Raw genomic sequence first — 19,215 nt, 5'->3', positions numbered from 1 at the left:
ACATGAATTTCCAGAACTGGGGCCGTGTCAGTTTTTTGCGGAATTGTTCCTTCCCCGACAGCAATGCCCCGTGAACCTGGAAAATACTCTTCGCCAGATCTACACCAATCATTGTATCCTTCATTTTGCCGTCCTCTCCGTTAGATGGTCTACAGACCACCATCTTGGCACATTGCGATGCCGTCAGGGGAGGGCGGCAACCACCCCATCTTCAGTACCTGGAACAGCACATCGCTGATCCTACCGGCGCCAGCCGGTAGTGGTTCAGTCGCCATCGACCGAAATCTTCGCCTGCCGGATCGTGCGCGCCAGAACACGGGCAGCGGGGGTGAGCATTTTCTCGGGCTGTGTCACCATCCAGACCTCGCGCCGCGCCGTGCTGTCGGTGAGTGGAAGAAAGGCGAGATCGGAGAATTCCGGCAGCACGGTCAGCTCTGGCAGAACGGTCACCCCGACGCCCGCGCGCACTAGGCTAAGGATCGAGGTGGTGTTGTGCACCATCAGCATCGAGTTGGCCAGAATCGGCGCGAAATCGGCGTCGGTGATATGCTGGCAGAGGCCATTGGCGATGAAATTTTCACCCGCCAGATTGCCCCATCCAAGGGTTTTCCACGCGCGCGTCAAAGGATCATCGGCGCGACAGACAAGGCCGAAGGCATCGGTAAAGACAAGGCGGCGGTCAAAGCCCGGCATCGGCGGCAGGCTTGCCAGCCCGATATCGGCGCGCTCGGCGGTCAACTCGCGCTGAACGCTGGCGGAATCGCTATCGCTCATGTCGATGCGCACGCCGGGATGGGTTTTCATGTAGCTTTGCAGGATCGGCGGCATCACCGCCTGCGCGACCGAGGGGGTGACCGCAAGGCGCACATGGCCAAGCTCGGCGCGCGACAGCCCTTCGATGGCGGCAATGGTACGATCGAAATGCGCCAATTCGCGGCTGGCCTCGATCTGTACCAGCTCTCCGAGAGGGGTGAGGCGCGATTTGCGCGCGGTCTCGAACAGCGGCGCGCCGATGTGATCCTCGAACTGTTTGAGCATCATCGACACGGCCGAGGGCGTGCGCCCAAGCGCGGTTGCGGCCTCGGCGAGGCTTCCGTGATCGGCGACAGTGCGAAAACAGCGCAGCATTTCGATCTTGATCGACATTTCAGAGCCCCTGAAGATATGGCGCGGAATTCAGATTAGTTTGAAATATGGAGGCAGGTCGGGCCTGTCTATGGGGTTCGCGACCCTTGCCGCGCGGGACGCGACGCTATCCCCGGCGAGGGCGGTCGGGCACGCGGTCCTCAACCTTTTTGAAGGCAAAGGCGATGATCCCGGCGATGATCATATAGACAAGTGCCAGCAAAAGCAGCGGCTCGTAAACAATGAAGGTGTCCGAGCGCACCCGGCTTGAAACCGAATAGATCTCGATCACCGTGATCGTCGCCACAAGCGGCGTCGCCTTGAGTTGCAGGATGGTTTCCCCGCCAAGCGTCGGCAGGACATTGCGGATGGCCTGCGGCAGCCATATCCGGCGGAACATGGTCAGGCGCGGCATGCCAAAGGCGCGGGCGGCCTCAAGCTGTCCCTTGTTTACGGATGCAAAGGCACCGCGCATCACCTCGCCCTCATAGCCCGCATAAGACAGGGTGAGGGCAAGTACCGCATAGGGCCAGGCCTGTCGCAGATAGGGCCAGAGTTCGGAGCCGCGAATCCACGGGAATTGTGGGAAAAGCGAGCCGAGCCCGTAGTACAAAAGCCAGATTTGCAGCAAAAGCGGCGTGCCCCGGATCACCGTGCAGAATGCCTTTGCCGGGGCGGAAAGATACCACGGCCCCACGGCCTGCGCCAATCCAAGCGGCACCGCGAGGGCAAAGCCAAGCACCGTGGTGACCACCAGAATCCAGATCGTGCGCCATAGCCCTTCAAGCGCGAGTGGGGCGTATTCCGGCAGCCAGTCCCAGCGAAGCGAGAGCGCGCACCACAGGATCAGCCCGCCAAAAAGCGCCATCAGAAAGAGGCGATGCGGTTGCATGAATGCGCGCCAGCCGGTCATCTATTGCCCTCCTTCAGCGAGGGTTGCCCGCGCCGGGCCCATTTCTCGATGCGCGCGAAAATCGCACCGGAAAACAGCGTGACGATCAGGTAAAGCGCGCCGGCGGCAAGGAAAAACGTGAAATAGGCGCGGGTGCTGCCGGCCGCTTGGCGGGTTTCAAGGGTCAGCTCGCTAAAGCCGACGATGGCCAAGAGGGCGGTATCCTTGGTGGCAATGAGCCACAGATTGGCCAGCCCCGGCGTGGCAAAGCTCATCATCGCCGGGATTGTCACGCGGCGCAGCGTCATCAGCGGCGGCATGCCAAAGGCGCGCGCGGCCTCAAGTTGCCCCGGCGGAATCGCCTGAATGGCACCGCGAAGAACTTCGGTCGAATAGGCGCCCTGCACCACGCCAAGCACCCAGATGCCGGCCACGACGCCGCTGATTTCAACCCGGCCATAGCCCATGGCAACCGAGGCCTGATTGATCAGGTCGCTGCCCACGTAATAAAGGATCAGGATCAGCACGAGTTCGGGCACCGCGCGGATCACGGTGGTGTAGATCGCCAGCAGGTCGCGCAGGATCGGGCCGCCGTAAAGCTTGCCATAGGCGCCAAAGAGCCCGATCAAAAGACCAAAGCCAAAGGCCCCAAGCGCAATCTGCAAAGAGTTGGCCAGCCCGCGCAACAGGTTGCCGCCCCAGCCCGGAGGCGAGAGCGACAAAAGTTGCACGGACTGGCTTAGCCCGAGGGTATCGAGCAGGCTTTCCAAACCGGCTTAGTAGATGCTGGCTTTGAAGTAGCGCGAGGTGATCGCGGCGTGGGTGCCGTCGGCCAGAATGGCGGCGATGCCCTTGTTCAGCGAGGCGCGCAAGTCGTCATCACCCTTGCGCACACCGGCGCCGACACCCTGACCAAGGATCGCCGGATCATCGGCGACGGTGCCCTTGATCTCGCAACAGCCACCCGCATCGGTCGAGACGAAATCGGCCATGGCGATGCTATCGGCCTGGGTCGCGTCAATCCGGCCCGCAACCAGATCCTGATTGGCCTCGTCCTGGGTCTGATAGATGCGGATTTCGGCGGCATCGGTGAAATATTGCTGGGCATAGGCCTGATGGATGGTCGAGGCCTGAACCCCGAGGATCTTGCCCTTTAGCCCCTCGGGCGTGGCATCGAGATCAAGTGCCTTGTCGCCGACGATCACGGTGGGGGTGTTATAGTAAGCGTCGGAAAAGCCGATGGTTTTCATGCGCTCTTCGGTGATCGACATGGATGCCATGATCGCGTCGATCTGCCCGCCGGTCAGCGAGGGGATGATGCCATCCCAGGCCACCGGCGTCAGCACGCAATCCAGCGCGGCGGCGGCGCAAACGGCGTCGATCACTTCAACCTCCCAGCCGATCCAGGTGCCCGAGGCATCAACCGAGGCAAAGGGCGGATAGGGTTCGGCGGCAATACCGATCTTGACCTCTTCGGCCAAGGTGGCGGTGGCGGCAACCGCACCAAGGGCGGCGGCGGCAAGGATGGTTTTCAATGTCATGGTCGTTCTCCCGTGTTGGTTATCGTTTTTGGTCGTGCCCTGCGCCCGTTTCTTTAGCCGACGGTTTGCAGGAATTGCTTGAGGCGGGCCGATTTGGGCGCGCCGAAAAGTTGGTCGGGCGGGCCTTGTTCCTCGATCTGCCCCTCAAAGAGATAGACCACATGATTGGCCACTTCGCGGGCGAATTTCATCTCGTGGGTGACAAGCAGCATGGTGCGCCCTTCGGCGGCCAGATCGCGGATCACGGTCAGAACCTCGCCGACCAGTTCCGGGTCAAGCGCGCTTGTCGGTTCGTCAAACAGCATCACGCTTGGGTCAACTGCCAAAGCCCGTGCAATCGCCGCGCGCTGCTGCTGCCCCCCCGATAGAAAGGCGGGGAAGGTATCGGCCTTATCGGCCAGCCCGACCCGATCCAGAAGGACGCGCGCCCGCGCAATCGCCTCGGCGCGCGGGGTCTTGAGGACATAGACCGGCACCTCGATCACGTTTTCCAGAAGGGTGCGGTGGGTCCAGAGGTTAAAGGCCTGAAAGACCATGCCAAGGCGGGTGCGAATGCGCTCGATCTGGCGGCGGTCGGCAGGGCTTCCGTCGGCGCGCATGGCGATCTCTTCGCCTGCGACGACAATTTTGCCAGAGCTTGGCGTTTCCAGAAAGTTGATACAGCGCAGCATCGTCGATTTGCCCGACCCCGAGCCGCCGATGATCGCCACCACATCGCCCTTGCGCGCGCTAAGCGACACACCCTTGAGCACTTCGAGCGCGCCAAAGGATTTATGCAGGTTCTCGACAACAATTGCCATGTCCGCCGGGGCGGGGGCACTGGAATGTCGGGCTTGGGCGGTCACGGGGTTGCACTCTCCGATTGGCACGCTTTTCAGCTTGTAGTAAGGCCGATGAAGGTTAATTATGCAAGCGTATAATTACGCGCACCGCAGGATGGGGATGACCGTGCAAGGGGACCGCCGCAAATTCAGGCGCGAGGGGGCCGATCAGCGCAAAGAGGCGCTGGTGCGCGCCACGCTCGGGTTGATCGCCGAAGAGGGCGTGCGCGGCGCCACCGTGCGCGCCATCGCAGAGCGCGCCGAGGTCACGCAAGGCCTGATCCGGCACTATTTTTCCACCAAGGAAGATCTGGTGTTGGCGGCCTATACCCAACACATGGATGCGCTCACCGAACAGACCTTTGCCAAGGCGGAGGGGGCCACGCCAAGGGCGCGATTGGCGGCATTGGTCGTGGCCTCGGTCACGCCGCCGGTGGCGGATGCGGGCTCGGTTGCGCTTTGGGCGGGGTTTTTGACGCAGGTGCGTCAGGACGCGCGCATGCAGGAGGTTCACGCGCGCAGCTATCACGGTTTTCGCGACCGGCTTGAGGCGCTGATTGCCGAGGTTCTGGCGCAAGACGGGCGCGCCGCCGATTCGCGCGACTGCCGCCCGCTTGCGATTGCCTGCAATGCGGTGATTGACGGGCTCTGGCTTGAGGGCGGCGCGCTTCCCGACGCGTTTCAGGAGGGAGAGCTTGCGGCGATCGCGGTGCAATCGGTTGGCGCGATCCTTGGGATGAACTTGACAGGAACAGAGGCGCAGGAATGAGATTTTCATCTATAACAGACCGGCTTGCAGGGCTTGGCGGCGCCAAATGGGAGGTACATTCGCGCGCCAAGGCCCTCGCGCGTGAGGGCCGCGATGTCATTCAGCTTACGATTGGCGAGCCGGATGTGCCGACGCCCGACGCCCTCAAGGACGCGGCCTATGCGGGCATGCGCGCCGGGCGCACCGGCTATTCGGACGGGCGCGGCGAGCCGGGTCTGCGCCGCGCCCTTGCCGAGCGCTATGGCGCGACGCGGGGCCGGGTGTTTCACCCTGATCAGGTGATGTGCTTTCCCGGCACGCAAACCGCGCTTTACGCGGTGTTGATGGCCGTGGCCGAGGCCGAATCAGAGGTGCTTGTCGGCGATCCGATGTATGCCACCTATGAGGGCGTCATTCGCGCCAGCGGGGCCGATATGGTGCCGGTTCCCCTGCGCCCGGAAAACGGGTTTCGGATGGCGGCGGCGGATGTGGAGCGCGCCATAACCCCCAGAACCCGCGCGATTTTGCTGACCACGCCGCATAACCCGACCGGCGCGATCCTGTGCCCCGAGGATATCGCGGCAATCGGGCGGCTGGCGATCGAACATGATCTCTGGATCATCTCGGACGAGGTTTATGAAGATCTGGTCTTCGAGGGCGCAACTTTTGTTTCCCCCCTGGCCGAGCCCGATCTGGCCGAGCGGGTCGTGGCGGTCTCGTCGATCTCGAAATCCCACGCCGCGCCGGGGTTCAGAAGCGGCTGGTGCGTCGGCCCGCTTGAGTTCACCGAGGCGTTGCTGTCGCTGTCGGAAACCATGTTGTTTGGCAATCAGCCCTTCATCGCCGATATGACAGAGGCGGCGGTGCGCGCGGGCTCTGACGTGGCGCCGGGGATGCGGGCGCGCTTTGCGGCGCGCGCCGATCTTCTGGCGCGTCGGCTTGAGGGCGAAACCGAGCTATTCGTTCACCGCCCCGAGGCGGGGATGTTTGCGATGATCAACACCCAGAGCACCGGCATGACCGGGCATGATTATGCGCTTGATCTGCTTGAGAAAACCGGCGTTGCGGTGATGCCGGGCACGTCTTTTGGCGAGACATTGAACGATTGGGTGCGCGTCGCGCTCACGGTCGAGGATGCGCCGTTTGGCGAAGCGATTGACCGGATCGTGGCGCATGCGCGCGCCACCCCCGGCATCTAGAAAGGACAGGACATGACCAGCCCGAGTTTTGAATTCCGCCGCGCGATCACCCGCAAGCCGGGCGCAAGCATCATCGACGGGCTGCGCGCCGAGGATATCGGCAGGCCCGATCTTGACCAGATGCTGCGCGATCACGCCGCCTATGTGGCCGCGCTCAGGAGCACCGGCGCCGAGGTGGTCGAACTGCCCGCTTTGGAGGCCTTTCCCGATGCGGTGTTTGTCGAGGATACGGCACTGTGTCTGCCGCAGGGCGCGGTCCTGATGCGCCCCGGCGCGCCAAGCCGTCAGGGCGAGGTGGCCGAAATGGCCCCGGCGCTGGCCGCGTTTTACGGCGAAAACCTGCGCGAAATCACCGCGCCGGGATGCATCGAGGGCGGTGATATCCTTGTGACCGGACGCGAGGTTCTGGTGGGGCTGTCGGCACGCACCAACCCGGAGGGCGTGGCGCAATTGGCCGAGATCGTTGGCGACTGGGGCCATGCCCTGCGCCGGGTTGACACGCCCGAGGGGGTTTTGCATTTCAAGACCGATTGCGGGCTGCTTGACGGCGAGACCATCCTTGCCACCGGGCGGCTTGCGGCCTCGGGCTGTTTTGACGGCTATAAGGTGTTGCTTGTGCCCGAGGGCGAAGACGCGGTGGCCAATTGCATCCGCTTCAACAGCTCGGTGATCATGGCGGCGGGCTTTGGGCGCACCGCCGAGATGCTGGATCGCGCCGGGTTTGAGGTGGTTGAGATCAACAATTCGGAATGCGCCAAGCTTGATGGCGGCATGTCCTGCCTGTCGTTGCGGTTTTAAACGGCGCTTGCGCAAATCCGATTGTAAGCGGCGCGATGTTTCGACAATGATTTCAGCGTCGGTCCGGGTGGCCACAGAGGGCTATGTATAAGGAGCACCACAGATGAGCGTGCAATGGGCATCAGAGGCAGAGCGCGGCACGCCCTATTGGTGGGCGGCGCTTGATGCGCCAGAGCCGGGGCAGGACCTGCCGGATCGCTGCGACCTGCTGGTGATCGGCGCGGGCTATGCGGGGCTTTCGGCGGCGCTTGCGGCGCAGGACTGTGGCGCACGGGTGGTTGTGGTGGATGCGGGCGAGCCGGGCAGCGGCGCCTCGACGCGCAATGGCGGCATGTTTGGCGCGCACCCCCGGCTTGGCTGGCCCGAGTTGGCACGCAAATTCGGGGCCGAGGTGGCCGATGCGCTTTTTGCCGAGGCCAAGCCCTCGCTGGAATGGGTCAAGGCGTTGATCAAGGCCAACGCGATTGACTGTGACCTGCAAGAGACCGGGCGCATTCAACTGGCCTGGACGCGTGGGCATTTCGCCAATCAGCGCAGGCTTGCGAAAACCGTGACCGAGAAATCCGAGGTCGAGGCGCGCATCGTCGAGCGCGCCGATCTGGGGCAGGAGATTGCCACCGGGCATTATTTCGGCGGTCTGCTCTTTCCCGAACATTGCGCGATCCATCCGGCCAAGTTTCATCAGGGCCTTTTGCGGGCCGTGCGCGCGCGCGGCATCCCGGTGGTTAGCCACGCGCCGGTGACGGCGCTGGAGGCGGCGGGAAAAGAGCATCTTGCCCATACGCCCAAGGGCCAGATTCGCGCCGCCAAGGTGGTTCTGGCGACCAATGGCTACACGACGAAGGCCTTTCGCTGGCATATGGCGCGGGTGTTTCCGCTGCCGAGTTATCTTATCGCGACCGAGGAATTGCCCGCCAACCTGATCGGTCACATCGCGCCGGGGCGCCGGATGATGGTCGAGACCCGCGCGCGCCACAGCTATTTCCGGATTTCGCCCGATGGAAAGCGGGTGCTGTTTGGTGGGCGCGCGTCGATGAAGGCGCTTGACCCGAACACTGCGGGCGCGCGGCTTTACGAGACCATGACCGGGATATGGCCCGAGTTGCGCGGCACGCGCCTCACCCACAGCTGGCTTGGGTTTACCGGCTATTCGTTTTCGCACATGCCCTATGTGGGTCATGACCGGGGCGTGCATTACGCCATGGGCTTTTCCGGCTCGGGCACGGTGATGGCGCCCTGGCTTGGGGCCAAGGCGGCCTATCAGGCGATGAATGATGCGCGCGGGCAGACCGCCTATAGCGCGACACCGCTTCGGCCAAGCTGGCTCCACCCACTGCAAAAGCCGCATTTCCTTGCGGCGGCGGATATGTGGTATCGCCAGGTTGTTGATCGAAAAGAAAACTGGCAGGCGCGAAAGGAAAATTGAAATGAGCGTTTTTGACGAAGATCTGTTTGTGCAGGGGCTGCAACAGCGCAAGGCGACGCTGGGGGCCGAATATGTGGAAAAGAACCTGGCGGCGGCGGATGACTTTACCCGCCCCTTTCAGGAGGCGATGACCGCCTGGTGCTGGGGCTTTGGCTGGGGCGACGAGGTGATTCCCGCCAAGACCCGCTCGATGATGAACCTCGCGATGCTGGGCGCGCTTGGAAAGATGCACGAATGGGAAATCCATTGCCGGGGCGCGATCAACAACGGCGTCACCCCCGAGGAAATCCGCGCCATCATCCATGTGGTCGGGATATACTGTGGTGTACCGCAGGCGCTTGAATGCTTCCGCGCGGCCAGGAAGGTTCTTGCAGAACAGGATAAGTGAGTCGCGCTTGCGGTTCGTTTTCCCGGCCTCGGTATAGCTTGGGGCGGACTATCGACACCAAGAGGCGCGCAAGTGCCACAACTGATAGGGGCTTGGGGTGGAGACGCCTCAAGCCCTTGTTTCAAAGGGCTAAGCCCCGCATAAAGGGGCGCTTGCGACCGACTTTCCCCCCGAGTGGTTCAAAGGGTGTGTGATTTAAACGTCACAACATGGCCAACAAGCGCGGCGGCGCGGGGGGGTGCGTTGACAGTTGGGGGGTGTTTGCCGCATTCCATGCCTCAAGCCGCGTCCAATGACTGGTGCGGCGGATCTTGAAAACCTGCTATTGAGGAGGGTCTCCCTTGAAAAAGCAACTTCTTTGCACCAGCGCAATCGCACTCGGCTGCGCCATTGCTGCACCCGTATCTGCCCAGGAATGGGACATGGATTGGGGCGGTTACTATAACACCCACGTTGGTATCGCCAGCGTAAGCACCTCGGCAAGCCTTGGTACCGGCACCGACTATGACGGTGTTGATGTTTTCCAGAACGGTGAAATCCACTTCACTCCGTCGGTTACGCTCGACAACGGCATGACCTTCGGCATCAACGTTCAGTACGAAGCCAAAAACTCCGGTGGCGCGATCGTCGACGAATCGTTTGCCTCGATCTCCAGCGACACACTGGGCCGCATCGACCTCGGCAACGAGAACTCGGCCGGTTACAAACTCTCCGTTGCAGCGCCTCAGGTTGCTGGCGGCATCGGCATCAACTCGCCCTCCGTCTCGGCGTTCATTCCGCTGTCGATCAGCCAAGGTGGTAACCAGCCCTGGAACTTCCGTCAGGCAGCTGTTTCGTCCTGGACTGAAGTTGGTGGCAACAACGACGTTCAGCGCATCACCTATTACACTCCCTCGTTCAACGGCCTGACACTTGGTGTGTCGTACGCCGCTGTACAAGGAACCAACGCAGGTTCCACGAACAACGGTGCACCTGATCGTAACGCAACCGTTCTGAGAGACATCTTCGACCTTGGCGCCGGCTACAGCCAGTCGTTCAACGGTGTTGATCTCAGCCTGAGCGCCCGTTGGGGTACCGCAGACACCAACGCAGTTGGCGTAAGCGATCCCGAAGTTTGGGCCCTTGGCGCAGTCATCGGCGTTTCCGGCTTCCAGTTCGGTGGTTCGTATGCTGAGAACGACAACGGCGGTGCCGGTGGCGTTGGCGATCAAGAAGGTTGGAGCCTCGGCGCGACCTATGACATCGCTGGCCCGTGGTCGGTTGGTTTCGACACCTACCAGGGTGAAGTCACAACCGCTCTTGGCGGCGGCAAAGCCGAATACGAAGCTTACCAGCTTGTTGGTAACCGTTCGCTTGGTGCCGGCGTAAGCTGGTCTGTCTATGCTGCTTATGCAGAAGGCACAACCAACGCAGCTGACCCGATGGGCGTGTCCAAAGTCGACGGTACCGTAGTCGGTACATCGATCAACCTGTCGTTCTAATCGACCGGTTGTAAGATTTGCGGCGGGGGGTGACTTTTCCCCCCGCCGTTTCTATTTGGGGCATACCCTTACTTGAACCCGAATACGGATTGTCCGACCATGAAGAAAAGTATCGTCTGGCTGGCCTCTTACCCGAAATCAGGCAATACGTGGACGCGTATTTTTCTGGCCAATTACCTGATAAATGCCGACAAACCCTTGTCGATCAATCAGGTTCATAATTTCGGCGTGGGTGATTCAATCGCTCGCACCTATGACATGGTGGCCGGACGAAAGATCGACGTGAACGATATACCGCTGACGATTTCCCTGCGTGACAAGGTGCTGCGCGCGATCGTTGCCAACAACGCCGATGTGAACTTCGTCAAAACCCATAATGCGCGCGTATCGCCCGAAGGCGTTGAGTTTATCCCCGATAAATACACCCGCTCGGCGATCTACATCATGCGCAACCCGCTTGACATGGTCCTGTCTTATGCGCGCCATTACGGGATCGACAATGCCGAGGCCGTAAAACGTATCACCCATCCCGACAATGCCAACGCGCCAGGGGATAAAATGGTTGCTCAGTTTCTCGGAACCTGGGCCGGACACGTCAAAAGCTGGAGCGCCTTTGCGCCCTGGCCGCGCCTTGTGTTGCGCTACGAGGATCTTCTGGAAGATCCGCATAAGTATTTTTCCAAGGTGCTTGATCTGGTCGGCGTGCCGGTAGAAGCCGAGCGGCTTGACCGGGCGATCCGGTTTTCAAGCTTTGACGAGCTGTCAAAGCAGGAAGAGACGCAGGGTTTTATCGAACGGCCCGAGGAAAACACCAAGTTCTTTGGCAAGGGCCAAAAGGACCAGTGGAAAACCGACCTTGACCCGGAGCTTGCCGATACGATCCGCGCGGCGTTCGGCGACACAATGAAACGTTACGGATATCTGGAATGAGCAATCTGCGTCGCATCATCTGGCTGGCAAGCTATCCCAAATCGGGCAACACATGGATGCGCAGCCTCCTGGCGCATTACCTGATGCCGGCAGGGCAGGCGCCCGATATCAACAACCTGCGCCAGTTCACCACCGGTGACACCCGTCAGGACTTTTTCGATGCGGCGGCCGGCAAGCCGTTTCGCGGTGAGACCCTTGAGGAATGGGTCAAGGTGCGCGCCGGGGCGCTTCGGCTGATTGCCGGGTCAAAGCCGGATCATCATTTTGTAAAAACCCATTGCCAGACGATCCGGATGTTCGATCAGGATATCATCCCCCCCGACCTTACGGCGGCGGCGATCTATATCATGCGCAACCCGTTTGACCTTGCCCCGTCCTTTGCCCGCCATCAGGGCGCCGATATCGACACCGCGATTGAGCGGATGTGCTATAGCGACACGGTCATGGGCACACCGACCGGGATTTATGACCTTTTGGGCCGCTGGGATGATCATATTCAGGTCTGGACCGAGGCACCGGGCCTGCCGCGCCACGTGGTGCGCTATGAAGACCTGCTGAGCCATCCGGCCAAGACCATGCGCACGCTTCTGGAAAAGTTTCTGCGTGTGAAGGTCGATGGCCCGAAACTGGCACGCGCGATCAAGGCGACAAGCTTTGAGGCGATGAAAAAGCAGGAAGAGACCCTTGGGTTTAGCGAAAAACCGCAGGGCATGACCGCCTTCTTTGCCAAGGGGCAGGCAGGTGTCTGGCGCGATGATCTGACGCCGCAACAGGTGGGCCGTATCCGCGAGGCGTTTTTGCCGACGCTGGAAAAGTGGTATCCCGAGATGCTCAAGGAAACTGCCGAATTCGCCGCTCACGGCTGATCACACCTCTGTGTGTCGGTGTGCACGGGGTGGATATTGGCGCTGAATTTCTGTGTTCTTGAGGGTATGCGTTTACCCAAAAGGACAGATTTCATGAAATATCCCCTGGCACTTCTTGTTGGTCTTTTGTCGGCCTGCACAAGCACCAACAGCGTCACCACCCGCGCCCTGCTTCTGCCTGATCCGGTGGTGTTTGAGGGGCGATATGATTCTGGCGGTGGTATTGCCGTCGCGGCGGACATTCGGGAACATGAAGGTAAAACAATGGTTTGCGGTGTCTGGTCGCAAAGCGATGGGCAGGCCTCTATGACGAGGGGCGCAAAGACCGAAGTCCTTGGCTCGGGGTCGATCAACCTTGAGGGCAAGGCGCTTATGCGCGGTCTTGGCGGGCTTAACGAGGTGGCAAGTGCGCCCGATTATGGCGGCGCCCCGGCAAGTTGCGTCGTGACCGCTCGCGACTGGAAGGCTGGCGACGAAGGTCTGCGCCCGACGGTGCATTTCCCGCGCAAGGAACTCTATCTTGACGCCGTGGATGTCGGCAGTGACATGGTGCGCTTTGGGCCGGCTGTGCCCGGAAACGGGGGCTGAGGCGGCAATCGGACTGGTATTGATCGACAACCTTGCTATCTATCGGATGAGAGTTGTCACTTAGCCAGGGGGTTCACGCCATGAAATACGTCCTTATCCTGTCCACCGGCCTGCTTGCGGCCTGCGCCACCACAACCGGGACCGCCACCGCGCGCCTTGGCGCCGATCCCGTGGTTTCGGGTGGCACCTATAGCAGCGGCGGCGGCATCAGCGTTGCGGTAGACGTTCTGGAATCCAATGGCAAAACAATGGTTTGTGGTGTCTGGGCGCAAAGCCGCGCGCAATCCACCCTGACCAATGGGGTCGAGCCAAGGCTGCTTGGCTCGGGCTCTGTGTCGCTTGGCGATGCGGTCTTGGTGCGCGGGCTGCTGTTCATGCAAGAGGTCGCCCCGGCGGCCGATTACGCCGCCAGCGAGGCGCGCTGTGTGGTGAGCGATCGCCCTTGGCAGGCCGGAGACGAGGCCCGCCGCCCAAGCATAAACATCCCCGCACAGGTCGTGCATGTTGAGGGCGACGAGATGGGCTATTTCACGGTGACCTTCCGTCAAACCGGGCCGGGGGCTGGTGCAAGCTAGGGGGCTCGGCCTCTGGTTGGCGCTGACCGCTGCGGCGTGTCTTGACCACCTGAGCCAGGATCGACAGCGCGATTTCATCCGGCGTTACCGCGTCAATCGCAAGACCCGCAGGCGCGTTGATCCGCGCCAGTGCGGCCTCATCCGCGCCCGCCACGCGCAGGGTCTTGGCGAGGGTATCGAACTTGCGGTGACTGGCGACAAAGCCGATGTAATCTGCGTCGCTGTCCAGTGCCGTGTTCAACCCGTCGAGATCGCCCTTGCCCTGCGTCGCGACCACGACCATGCGGCGCGCGCCCGCTGGTAGCGGGCCAAGCTCTGTGGCGCTGTCATGTTGGATGATGTCAAAGCCGAACGATCCGGCCAGTGCCGCCAGCGAACGCGCCACCGGCGAGGCGCCGATGATCACCAATTCGGGCTGTGGTAATACGGGTTCGATAAACAGATCCATCGACCCTTTGCTGGGGCATCCGTTACGCGCGATTTCTATTCCCTCTTGGTTGTCGATCTCGCCTTCGGGGCGCAAGGATATCATCCGCGGGGTGCCGTCGCCAATGGAAGCCAGGGCTGCGCGTGTCATCGCCCCGCGCACGCATCCGCCCCCGACCCAGCCTTCGGCAATCGCGCCATCCGCCAGGATAAGCGCGCGCGCCGGGTTTGGCCGCAGTCGCGCCGACCGTGCGCACCACGGTGGCAATCGCATAGGCGCGCCGCGCCTCGCGGAGGCGGGCGACGGCCGTTGCAATGGCTCTATCAAGCAGTTCCGGGGCCATCACAGCCGCTCCAATTCGGGTTCAAGCGCGGCCAGGTCGGCCAGCGTCGTGGCGGGCGCAAATAGATCAAGATAGGGCAGGGCGGCGGCCATTCCCCCGGCAATTGGCGCATAATACTACTAGCCTTTCAATGGGTTAAGCCAGATGATCCTGCAGCCCCGCTTGCGCAGACGCGCCAGAGCCTTTGCCAATTTTTCGGGCGGATCGGTGTCATAGCCATCCGACAGGATGATGACCACGCTGCGCCCGTTCACAAAGCGGCGTGCCGGGCCGCGGGCGAATTGATCAAGCGCCGCACCGATCTTTGAGCCGCCGCCAAACCCCTCGGCCAAGAGGCTCAGCCGGTTCAGCACGCGCATCGGATCGGTGTCACGCAACGCCTCACTTATGCGCACAAGGCGGGTGTGAAACAGATAGGCGTCTGTGCTGTCATCCGCGCGCATCAGGCCCGACAAAAAGGCCAGGAACACCCGCGCATAGATCGTCATCGAGCCCGAGACATCGCAAAGCGCCACGATCTTTACCGGGCGATCCGGTCGGGCCTTGCGCGGCAGGGTAAGCGGCTCGCCGCCCGTCGACAGGCTCTGACGGATGAGGCGGCGAAAATGGATTTGATCACCCTTGCGCGCGGTGCGGCGCCTGCGCGAGCGTCGGTCCCGAAACGCGGCCGCAAGGCGGCGCGCTGTGGCCTCGGCGGCGGAAATATCCTGCGGGCTGACAAGTTGGCGCATGTCCTTGCGCATCAAGTTCTCAACGCCGCTCGCGATCAATTTCCCAGTGCCATCGCCATCGGCGCTTGCCCTGTCGGGGCCATCACCGGGGCTATGGAGTGCGCCGCGCGCTCCGGCGTTTTCGCCCTGCGGATCGCGGGTGTTGGTGGACTTCCTGTCGGCCTTGTCCTCCCTTGGCACGGCTTTCTCGCGCACCCGCCCATCGGTGCACCAATAGCTGTCAAACAGCAGGTCAAAGCGCGCGGCCTCATCGGCATTCGCGGCGCAGACCGCTTTCAACGCAAGACGCGTCTCGCGCGGGTCGCAAGCGGAAACATGGGTCAGCGCGGCAAGCGCGGTCTGGGTCTCGCCGACCCCAAGGCGCAACCCGTTGCTGCGCAGGTGTGCGACAAACCCGGCCATGCGCGCGGCGGGGCCAGGATCGCGCGCGGCAAACCGGGTGATCCGGCTCATGCGGCGCGCCCCGCAAGACGCGCGGCCACCTCGGGCGGGATCGCCTCGCGGTCGCTTTGGGTCTTGAGCAGCGTTCCAAGCGCGGCTTGCAACAGCATGGGGTCATGGATCAGGTCGTTTACGCCAAGCCCGGCAAGCGCGGCGGCAAAATCCAGCATCTCGGCAATGCCGGGGTTTTTCTCAAGGTCTTCACGGCGCAGGGCCTGGACAAAGCCGACGATCTGCGCGGCCAGAGTGGCCTCGATCTCGGGGGCTCTGATTTGCAGAATTGCAAGTTCTGCTGCGGGTTCGGGGTAATCGACATGTGCATAAATGCAACGCCTGCGCAGGGCATCCGACAAATCGCGCGTGCCATTGGCGGTCAGGATGACGATCGGCCTCGTGGTGGCCCTGATGGTGCCAAGTTCGGGAATGGTTATCTGAAACTCTGACAGTACTTCAAGAAGATAGGCCTCAAATTCCTCATCCGCGCGGTCAATCTCGTCAATCAAAAGCACCGGTGCCACCGGCTGTCGGATGGCCTGCAAAAGCGGGCGCTCCAACAGGTAGTCATCGGAAAAAATCCGTGCCTCGACGTCCTTGCCGGTCTCGCCCGCCTCAGAGGCGGCGCGAATGGCCAAAAGCTGGCGCGGATAGTTCCGCTCATAAATCGCCTGCGCCGCATCAAGCCCTTCATAGCATTGCAATCGGATCAGCATCGTGTCGCGCAACGCGGCCAGCACGCGCGCCACTTCGGTCTTGCCAACCCCGGCAGCCCCCTCAAGCAAAAGCGGACGGCCAAGCGAGAGGGCGATATGCACCGCCATCGCCAGATCATCGGCCGCAATATAGCCGTGATCCGCCATGCCTTTCTGTAACGCCCGCCAATCCTGCATCTCTCTTTCACCGTTCCCAAATACTCCGGGGGAGTCCAAGAAAATTCGCCGAATTTTCTTGGATGGGGGCAGCGCCCCCGTGCTCCCTAACCGTGCAGACCAAGGTCATTGGCCGCTTTCCAGATCCGCCAGTGATCATGCGGCATATGCAACTGGCGCAACCCGAACGGGCGCAGCGCATCGTGTACGGCATTCGAGAAGGCCGGAACGCCGCCAACATTCGGGCTTTCGCCCACCCCCTTGGCGCCAATCGGGTGATGCGGGCTTGGGGTTTCGGTGTGATCGGTGGTGTAATGCGGCGTTTCCCAGGCCGTCGGCCAAAAGAAATCCATCAGCGTCGCGGTCTTGCAATTGCCCAGATCATCATAGGCAATCTCCTGCGCCATGGCGATGGCATAGGCTTCGGTCAGCCCGCCATGCACCTGTCCTTCGATCACCATCGGGTTGATCCGGGTGCCGCAATCGTCAAGCGCATAGACCTGGCGCACATGCGCCTCGCCGGTATCCACATCCACATCCATCACGCAGATATAGGCCCCGAACGGATAGGTCATGTTCGGCGGATCGTAATAGCTGACCGCCTTAAGCCCCGGCTCGACGCCTGGAATGGCTTGATGATAGGCGGCATAGGCGATCTCGGTCATGGTTTTGAACCGCTCCGGCGCGCCCTTGACCACAAAGCGGTCGACGTCAAATTCGACGTCATTGTCATGCACTTCCAGAAGGTAGGCCGCGATCATCTGCGCCTTGGCGCGGATCTTGCGCCCGGCAAGGGCGGTGGCCGCCCCCGCCACCGGGGTGGAGCGGCTTCCATAGGTGCCAAGCCCGTAGGGCGCGGTATCGGTGTCGCCTTCCTCGATGGTGATGCTGTCGGCGGGGATGCCGATTTCGCTCGCCAAAATCTGGGCAAAGGTGGTGGCATGGCCCTGGCCCTGACTTATCGTGCCAAGACGCGCGATCGCGCTTCCGGTGGGGTGAATGCGGATTTCGCAGCTATCAAACATCCCCATGCCAAGGATATCACAGTTCTTGACCGGCCCCGCGCCGACGATCTCGGTGAAAAAGCTAAGGCCGATGCCCATCAGCTTGCGGGTCTCGCCGCGTTTGAAGGCCTCAAGCTGTGTCGCCTGTTTGCGCCGCAGTCCGTTGTAATCCACCGCCGCAAGCGCCTTGTCCCAGGCGGTATGATAATCGCCGCTGTCATATTCCCAGCCAAGCGCCGACTGATAGGGGAACTGATCCTCGCGGATAAAGTTGATGCGGCGCAGCTCTGCGGCGTCCATGCCAAGCTCGATTGCCAGCACCTCGATCATGCGTTCGATGAAATAGGCGGCCTCGGTCACGCGGAACGAACAGCGATAGGCCACCCCGCCCGGCGCCTTGTTTGTATAGACCCCGTCCACCCCGACATAGGCCACCGGAATGTCATAGGACCCGGTACAGATATGGAAAAAGCCCGCCGGAAACTTGGTCGGGTCGGCGCAGGCATCAAACGCGCCGTGATCGGCGGTGACCTTGGCCTCAAGGGCGGTGATCTTGCCGTGCTTAGTGGCCGAAATCCGCCCCTTCATCCAATAGTCGCGGGCAAATGCGGTGGCCATCAGGTTCTCCATCCGGTCCTCGACCCATTTCACCGGTTTGCCGGTGACGATAGAGGCCACGATGGAACAGACATAACCCGGATAGACCCCGACCTTATTGCCAAAGCCGCCGCCGATATCGGGGCTGACGACGCGAATGTTATGCTCTTCAATCCCTGACAAGAGCGAGGCCACGGTGCGCACCACATGCGGCGCTTGAAAGGTGCCATAGAGCGTCAGCTTGCCGTTCACCTTGTCCATCGAGGCAACACAGCCGCAGGTTTCCAGCGGGCAGGGATGGGTGCGGTGGTAATAGATCATCTCTTCGGCCACCACATCGGCGCTGTCGATCACTTGTTCGGTGGCGGTCTTGTCGCCCTCTTCCCAGAGAAAAATGTGGTTCGGGTGGCGGCGTTCGCCATGCGCACCGCTGGTTTCCCCCGCGATATCCTCGCGCAGCACCACATCGCTTTGCAGCGCTTTGAAAGGGTCAACGATCACCTCAAGCTCTTCGTATTCGACCTCGACAAGCTCGACCGCATCGGCGGCGACATAGCGGTCGCGCGCGACCACATAGGCCACTTCCTGACCTTGAAACAGCACCTTGCCATCGGCCAGCACCATCTGCTTGTCGCCCGCCAGCGTCGGCATCCAGTGCAGGCCGATCGGCTCCAGATCCTTGGCCGTCAGCACGGCGACAACCCCGTCAAGCGCAAGCGCGGCACTGGCATCAATCGACACCACCCGCGCATGGGCATAGGGCGAACGCACGAAATCGCCATGCAGCATGCCGGGCATCTTGATGTCATCGACATAGTTGCCCTTGCCTTGGGTAAAGCGGGCGTCTTCAACCCGCTTGCGCGAACAGCCCATGCCCTTGAGCTTGGCAACGCGATCTTCGCGATCCGGTGTCAGGTCGTTCATTGCGCGGCCTCCTTGGCGGTGTTGACGTCACTTGCTGCGGCAAGCACGGATTTGACGATGTTCTGATATCCGGTACAGCGACACAGGTTCCCGGCCATGCCAAAGCGCACATCCTCTTCGGAGGGGGTCGGGTTTTCCTCAAGCAGCTTGGCGGCGCGGGTGATCATGCCCGGCGTGCAAAAGCCGCATTGAAGCCCGTGATGTTCCTTAAAGGCCTCTTGCAGGGCGTGCAGGCTATCGGGGCTGCCAAGGCCCTCGATGGTGGTGATTTCGGCGCCATCGGCCTGGGCGGCGAAAACCGTGCAGGATTTGACCGATTTGCCGTTCAGCGTGACGGTACAGGCGCCGCAATGCGAGGTTTCACAGCCCACATGCGGCCCGGTGATGTTGAGCCGCTCGCGCAGCACGTAAATCAGCAATTCGCGCGGCTCTGCCAGAATGTCGTGGGCCTCGCCGTTCACGGTCAGGGTGATCTGCATTTTCTTGCTCATGGTGATAATCCTT

General features: G+C 61.7%; 19 protein-coding genes and 2 pseudogenes. 10 read left to right on the top strand and 11 right to left on the bottom strand.

Annotated elements, in window-relative coordinates; translation table 11 throughout:
* The 6 genes and pseudogenes from ROG8370_RS21420 to ROG8370_RS11300 form a co-directional block, all read right to left on the bottom strand.
* Positions 1–124, bottom strand: a pseudogene (locus tag ROG8370_RS21420) (IS110 family RNA-guided transposase); the annotation flags it as partial.
* 140 nt (positions 125–264) lie between these two features.
* Positions 265–1,146, bottom strand: a complete 882-nt coding sequence (locus tag ROG8370_RS11320) for a LysR family transcriptional regulator (protein WP_085827190.1) — start codon at positions 1,144–1,146, stop codon at positions 265–267.
* A gap of 106 nt (positions 1,147–1,252) precedes the next feature.
* A complete protein-coding gene (locus tag ROG8370_RS11315; protein ID WP_085827189.1) occupies positions 1,253–2,038 on the bottom strand; it encodes an ABC transporter permease in 786 nt (261 codons plus the stop codon).
* Positions 2,035–2,787, bottom strand: a complete 753-nt coding sequence (locus ROG8370_RS11310) for an ABC transporter permease (protein WP_085827188.1) — start codon at positions 2,785–2,787, stop codon at positions 2,035–2,037. The genes ROG8370_RS11315 and ROG8370_RS11310 overlap by 4 nt, the downstream gene beginning before the upstream one ends.
* A 6-nt stretch (positions 2,788–2,793) precedes the next feature.
* Entirely contained in the window at positions 2,794–3,558 is a 765-nt protein-coding gene (locus ROG8370_RS11305) for a transporter substrate-binding domain-containing protein (RefSeq protein ID WP_085827187.1), read from the bottom strand.
* A 53-nt stretch (positions 3,559–3,611) separates the two neighbouring features.
* Entirely contained in the window at positions 3,612–4,358 is a 747-nt protein-coding gene (locus ROG8370_RS11300; protein WP_073195374.1) for an ABC transporter ATP-binding protein, read from the bottom strand.
* A 136-nt stretch (positions 4,359–4,494) separates the two neighbouring features.
* On the opposite strand from ROG8370_RS11300, the gene ROG8370_RS11295 reads away from it, so the two are divergent.
* The 10 genes from ROG8370_RS11295 (at position 4,495) to ROG8370_RS11250 (ending at position 13,378) form a co-directional block, all read left to right on the top strand.
* Positions 4,495–5,148 (top strand): TetR/AcrR family transcriptional regulator, encoded by a 654-nt coding sequence (locus ROG8370_RS11295; RefSeq protein WP_085827186.1) that lies wholly within the window; start codon positions 4,495–4,497, stop codon positions 5,146–5,148.
* Positions 5,145–6,326, top strand: a complete 1,182-nt coding sequence (locus tag ROG8370_RS11290; RefSeq protein WP_085827185.1) for a pyridoxal phosphate-dependent aminotransferase — start codon at positions 5,145–5,147, stop codon at positions 6,324–6,326. Before ROG8370_RS11295 ends, ROG8370_RS11290 begins: the two co-directional genes overlap by 4 nt.
* A gap of 12 nt (positions 6,327–6,338) precedes the next feature.
* Entirely contained in the window at positions 6,339–7,124 is a 786-nt protein-coding gene (locus tag ROG8370_RS11285; RefSeq protein ID WP_085827184.1) for a dimethylarginine dimethylaminohydrolase family protein, read from the top strand.
* A gap of 103 nt (positions 7,125–7,227) precedes the next feature.
* Positions 7,228–8,550 carry an NAD(P)/FAD-dependent oxidoreductase gene (locus ROG8370_RS11280; RefSeq protein ID WP_085827183.1) on the top strand — a complete coding sequence of 441 codons (1,323 nt, stop codon included), beginning with the start codon at positions 7,228–7,230 and terminating at the stop codon, positions 8,548–8,550.
* 1 nt (position 8,551) lies between these two features.
* Complete coding sequence (locus ROG8370_RS11275) at positions 8,552–8,938, top strand: carboxymuconolactone decarboxylase family protein (protein WP_085827182.1); 387 nt, start codon at positions 8,552–8,554, stop codon at positions 8,936–8,938.
* 341 nt (positions 8,939–9,279) lie between these two features.
* Positions 9,280–10,419: a porin gene (locus ROG8370_RS11270; protein ID WP_085827181.1), complete on the top strand. Its 1,140-nt coding sequence runs from the start codon at positions 9,280–9,282 to the stop codon at positions 10,417–10,419.
* A 99-nt stretch (positions 10,420–10,518) separates the two neighbouring features.
* The gene (locus ROG8370_RS11265; RefSeq protein WP_085827180.1) at positions 10,519–11,349 is read left to right on the top strand and encodes a sulfotransferase domain-containing protein; all 831 of its coding nucleotides are present in this window, start codon (positions 10,519–10,521) and stop codon (positions 11,347–11,349) included.
* A complete protein-coding gene (locus ROG8370_RS11260; protein ID WP_085827179.1) occupies positions 11,346–12,215 on the top strand; it encodes a sulfotransferase domain-containing protein in 870 nt (289 codons plus the stop codon). The genes ROG8370_RS11265 and ROG8370_RS11260 overlap by 4 nt, the downstream gene beginning before the upstream one ends.
* 93 nt (positions 12,216–12,308) lie before the next feature.
* The gene (locus tag ROG8370_RS11255; protein WP_085827178.1) at positions 12,309–12,803 is read left to right on the top strand and encodes a hypothetical protein; all 495 of its coding nucleotides are present in this window, start codon (positions 12,309–12,311) and stop codon (positions 12,801–12,803) included.
* A gap of 80 nt (positions 12,804–12,883) precedes the next feature.
* Complete coding sequence (locus tag ROG8370_RS11250; RefSeq protein ID WP_170925226.1) at positions 12,884–13,378, top strand: hypothetical protein; 495 nt, start codon at positions 12,884–12,886, stop codon at positions 13,376–13,378.
* Here the strand turns inward: ROG8370_RS11250 and ROG8370_RS11245 are convergent.
* The 5 genes and pseudogenes from ROG8370_RS11245 to ROG8370_RS11225 all read right to left on the bottom strand — a co-directional run bounded on the left by ROG8370_RS11245 (position 13,332) and on the right by ROG8370_RS11225 (position 19,202).
* On the bottom strand, positions 13,332–14,078 hold the full coding sequence (locus tag ROG8370_RS11245; protein ID WP_306372371.1) for an XdhC family protein: 747 nt from the start codon (positions 14,076–14,078) through the stop codon (positions 13,332–13,334). The two genes, ROG8370_RS11250 and ROG8370_RS11245, sit on opposite strands and share 47 nt — an antisense overlap.
* A gap of 69 nt (positions 14,079–14,147) precedes the next feature.
* Positions 14,148–15,332: pseudogene (locus ROG8370_RS11240) on the bottom strand (vWA domain-containing protein).
* Positions 15,329–16,207, bottom strand: a complete 879-nt coding sequence (locus ROG8370_RS11235; protein WP_085827177.1) for an AAA family ATPase — start codon at positions 16,205–16,207, stop codon at positions 15,329–15,331. Before ROG8370_RS11235 ends, ROG8370_RS11240 begins: the two are co-directional and overlap by 4 nt.
* 86 nt (positions 16,208–16,293) lie before the next feature.
* A complete protein-coding gene (locus tag ROG8370_RS11230; RefSeq protein WP_085827176.1) occupies positions 16,294–18,711 on the bottom strand; it encodes an aerobic carbon-monoxide dehydrogenase large subunit in 2,418 nt (805 codons plus the stop codon).
* Complete coding sequence (locus tag ROG8370_RS11225) at positions 18,708–19,202, bottom strand: (2Fe-2S)-binding protein (protein WP_085827175.1); 495 nt, start codon at positions 19,200–19,202, stop codon at positions 18,708–18,710. The genes ROG8370_RS11230 and ROG8370_RS11225 overlap by 4 nt, the downstream gene beginning before the upstream one ends.
* Positions 19,203–19,215: the final 13 nt, after the last annotated feature.

It is taken from the genome of Roseovarius gaetbuli, assembly GCF_900172365.1.
In the GTDB taxonomy this organism is placed as follows: Bacteria; Pseudomonadota; Alphaproteobacteria; order Rhodobacterales; family Rhodobacteraceae; genus Roseovarius; species Roseovarius gaetbuli.
Note: the sequence above shows the minus strand (reverse complement) of the source record. Positions and strands in the feature narration are given on the sequence as shown.

Coding starts and splice junctions, on each gene's coding strand:
- ROG8370_RS11320 (WP_085827190.1), bottom strand. CDS start 1,146: ATGTCGATCAAGATCGAAATGCTGCGCTGTTTTCGCACTGTCGCCGAT.
- ROG8370_RS11315 (WP_085827189.1), bottom strand. CDS start 2,038: ATGACCGGCTGGCGCGCATTCATGCAACCGCATCGCCTCTTTCTGATG.
- ROG8370_RS11305 (WP_085827187.1), bottom strand. CDS start 3,558: ATGACATTGAAAACCATCCTTGCCGCCGCCGCCCTTGGTGCGGTTGCC.
- ROG8370_RS11300 (WP_073195374.1), bottom strand. CDS start 4,358: ATGGCAATTGTTGTCGAGAACCTGCATAAATCCTTTGGCGCGCTCGAA.
- ROG8370_RS11295 (WP_085827186.1), top strand. CDS start 4,495: ATGGGGATGACCGTGCAAGGGGACCGCCGCAAATTCAGGCGCGAGGGG.
- ROG8370_RS11290 (WP_085827185.1), top strand. CDS start 5,145: ATGAGATTTTCATCTATAACAGACCGGCTTGCAGGGCTTGGCGGCGCC.
- ROG8370_RS11285 (WP_085827184.1), top strand. CDS start 6,339: ATGACCAGCCCGAGTTTTGAATTCCGCCGCGCGATCACCCGCAAGCCG.
- ROG8370_RS11280 (WP_085827183.1), top strand. CDS start 7,228: ATGAGCGTGCAATGGGCATCAGAGGCAGAGCGCGGCACGCCCTATTGG.
- ROG8370_RS11275 (WP_085827182.1), top strand. CDS start 8,552: ATGAGCGTTTTTGACGAAGATCTGTTTGTGCAGGGGCTGCAACAGCGC.
- ROG8370_RS11265 (WP_085827180.1), top strand. CDS start 10,519: ATGAAGAAAAGTATCGTCTGGCTGGCCTCTTACCCGAAATCAGGCAAT.
- ROG8370_RS11260 (WP_085827179.1), top strand. CDS start 11,346: ATGAGCAATCTGCGTCGCATCATCTGGCTGGCAAGCTATCCCAAATCG.
- ROG8370_RS11255 (WP_085827178.1), top strand. CDS start 12,309: ATGAAATATCCCCTGGCACTTCTTGTTGGTCTTTTGTCGGCCTGCACA.
- ROG8370_RS11250 (WP_170925226.1), top strand. CDS start 12,884: ATGAAATACGTCCTTATCCTGTCCACCGGCCTGCTTGCGGCCTGCGCC.
- ROG8370_RS11245 (WP_306372371.1), bottom strand. CDS start 14,078: ATGCGATTGCCACCGTGGTGCGCACGGTCGGCGCGACTGCGGCCAAAC.
- ROG8370_RS11235 (WP_085827177.1), bottom strand. CDS start 16,207: ATGCAGGATTGGCGGGCGTTACAGAAAGGCATGGCGGATCACGGCTAT.
- ROG8370_RS11230 (WP_085827176.1), bottom strand. CDS start 18,711: ATGAACGACCTGACACCGGATCGCGAAGATCGCGTTGCCAAGCTCAAG.
- ROG8370_RS11225 (WP_085827175.1), bottom strand. CDS start 19,202: ATGAGCAAGAAAATGCAGATCACCCTGACCGTGAACGGCGAGGCCCAC.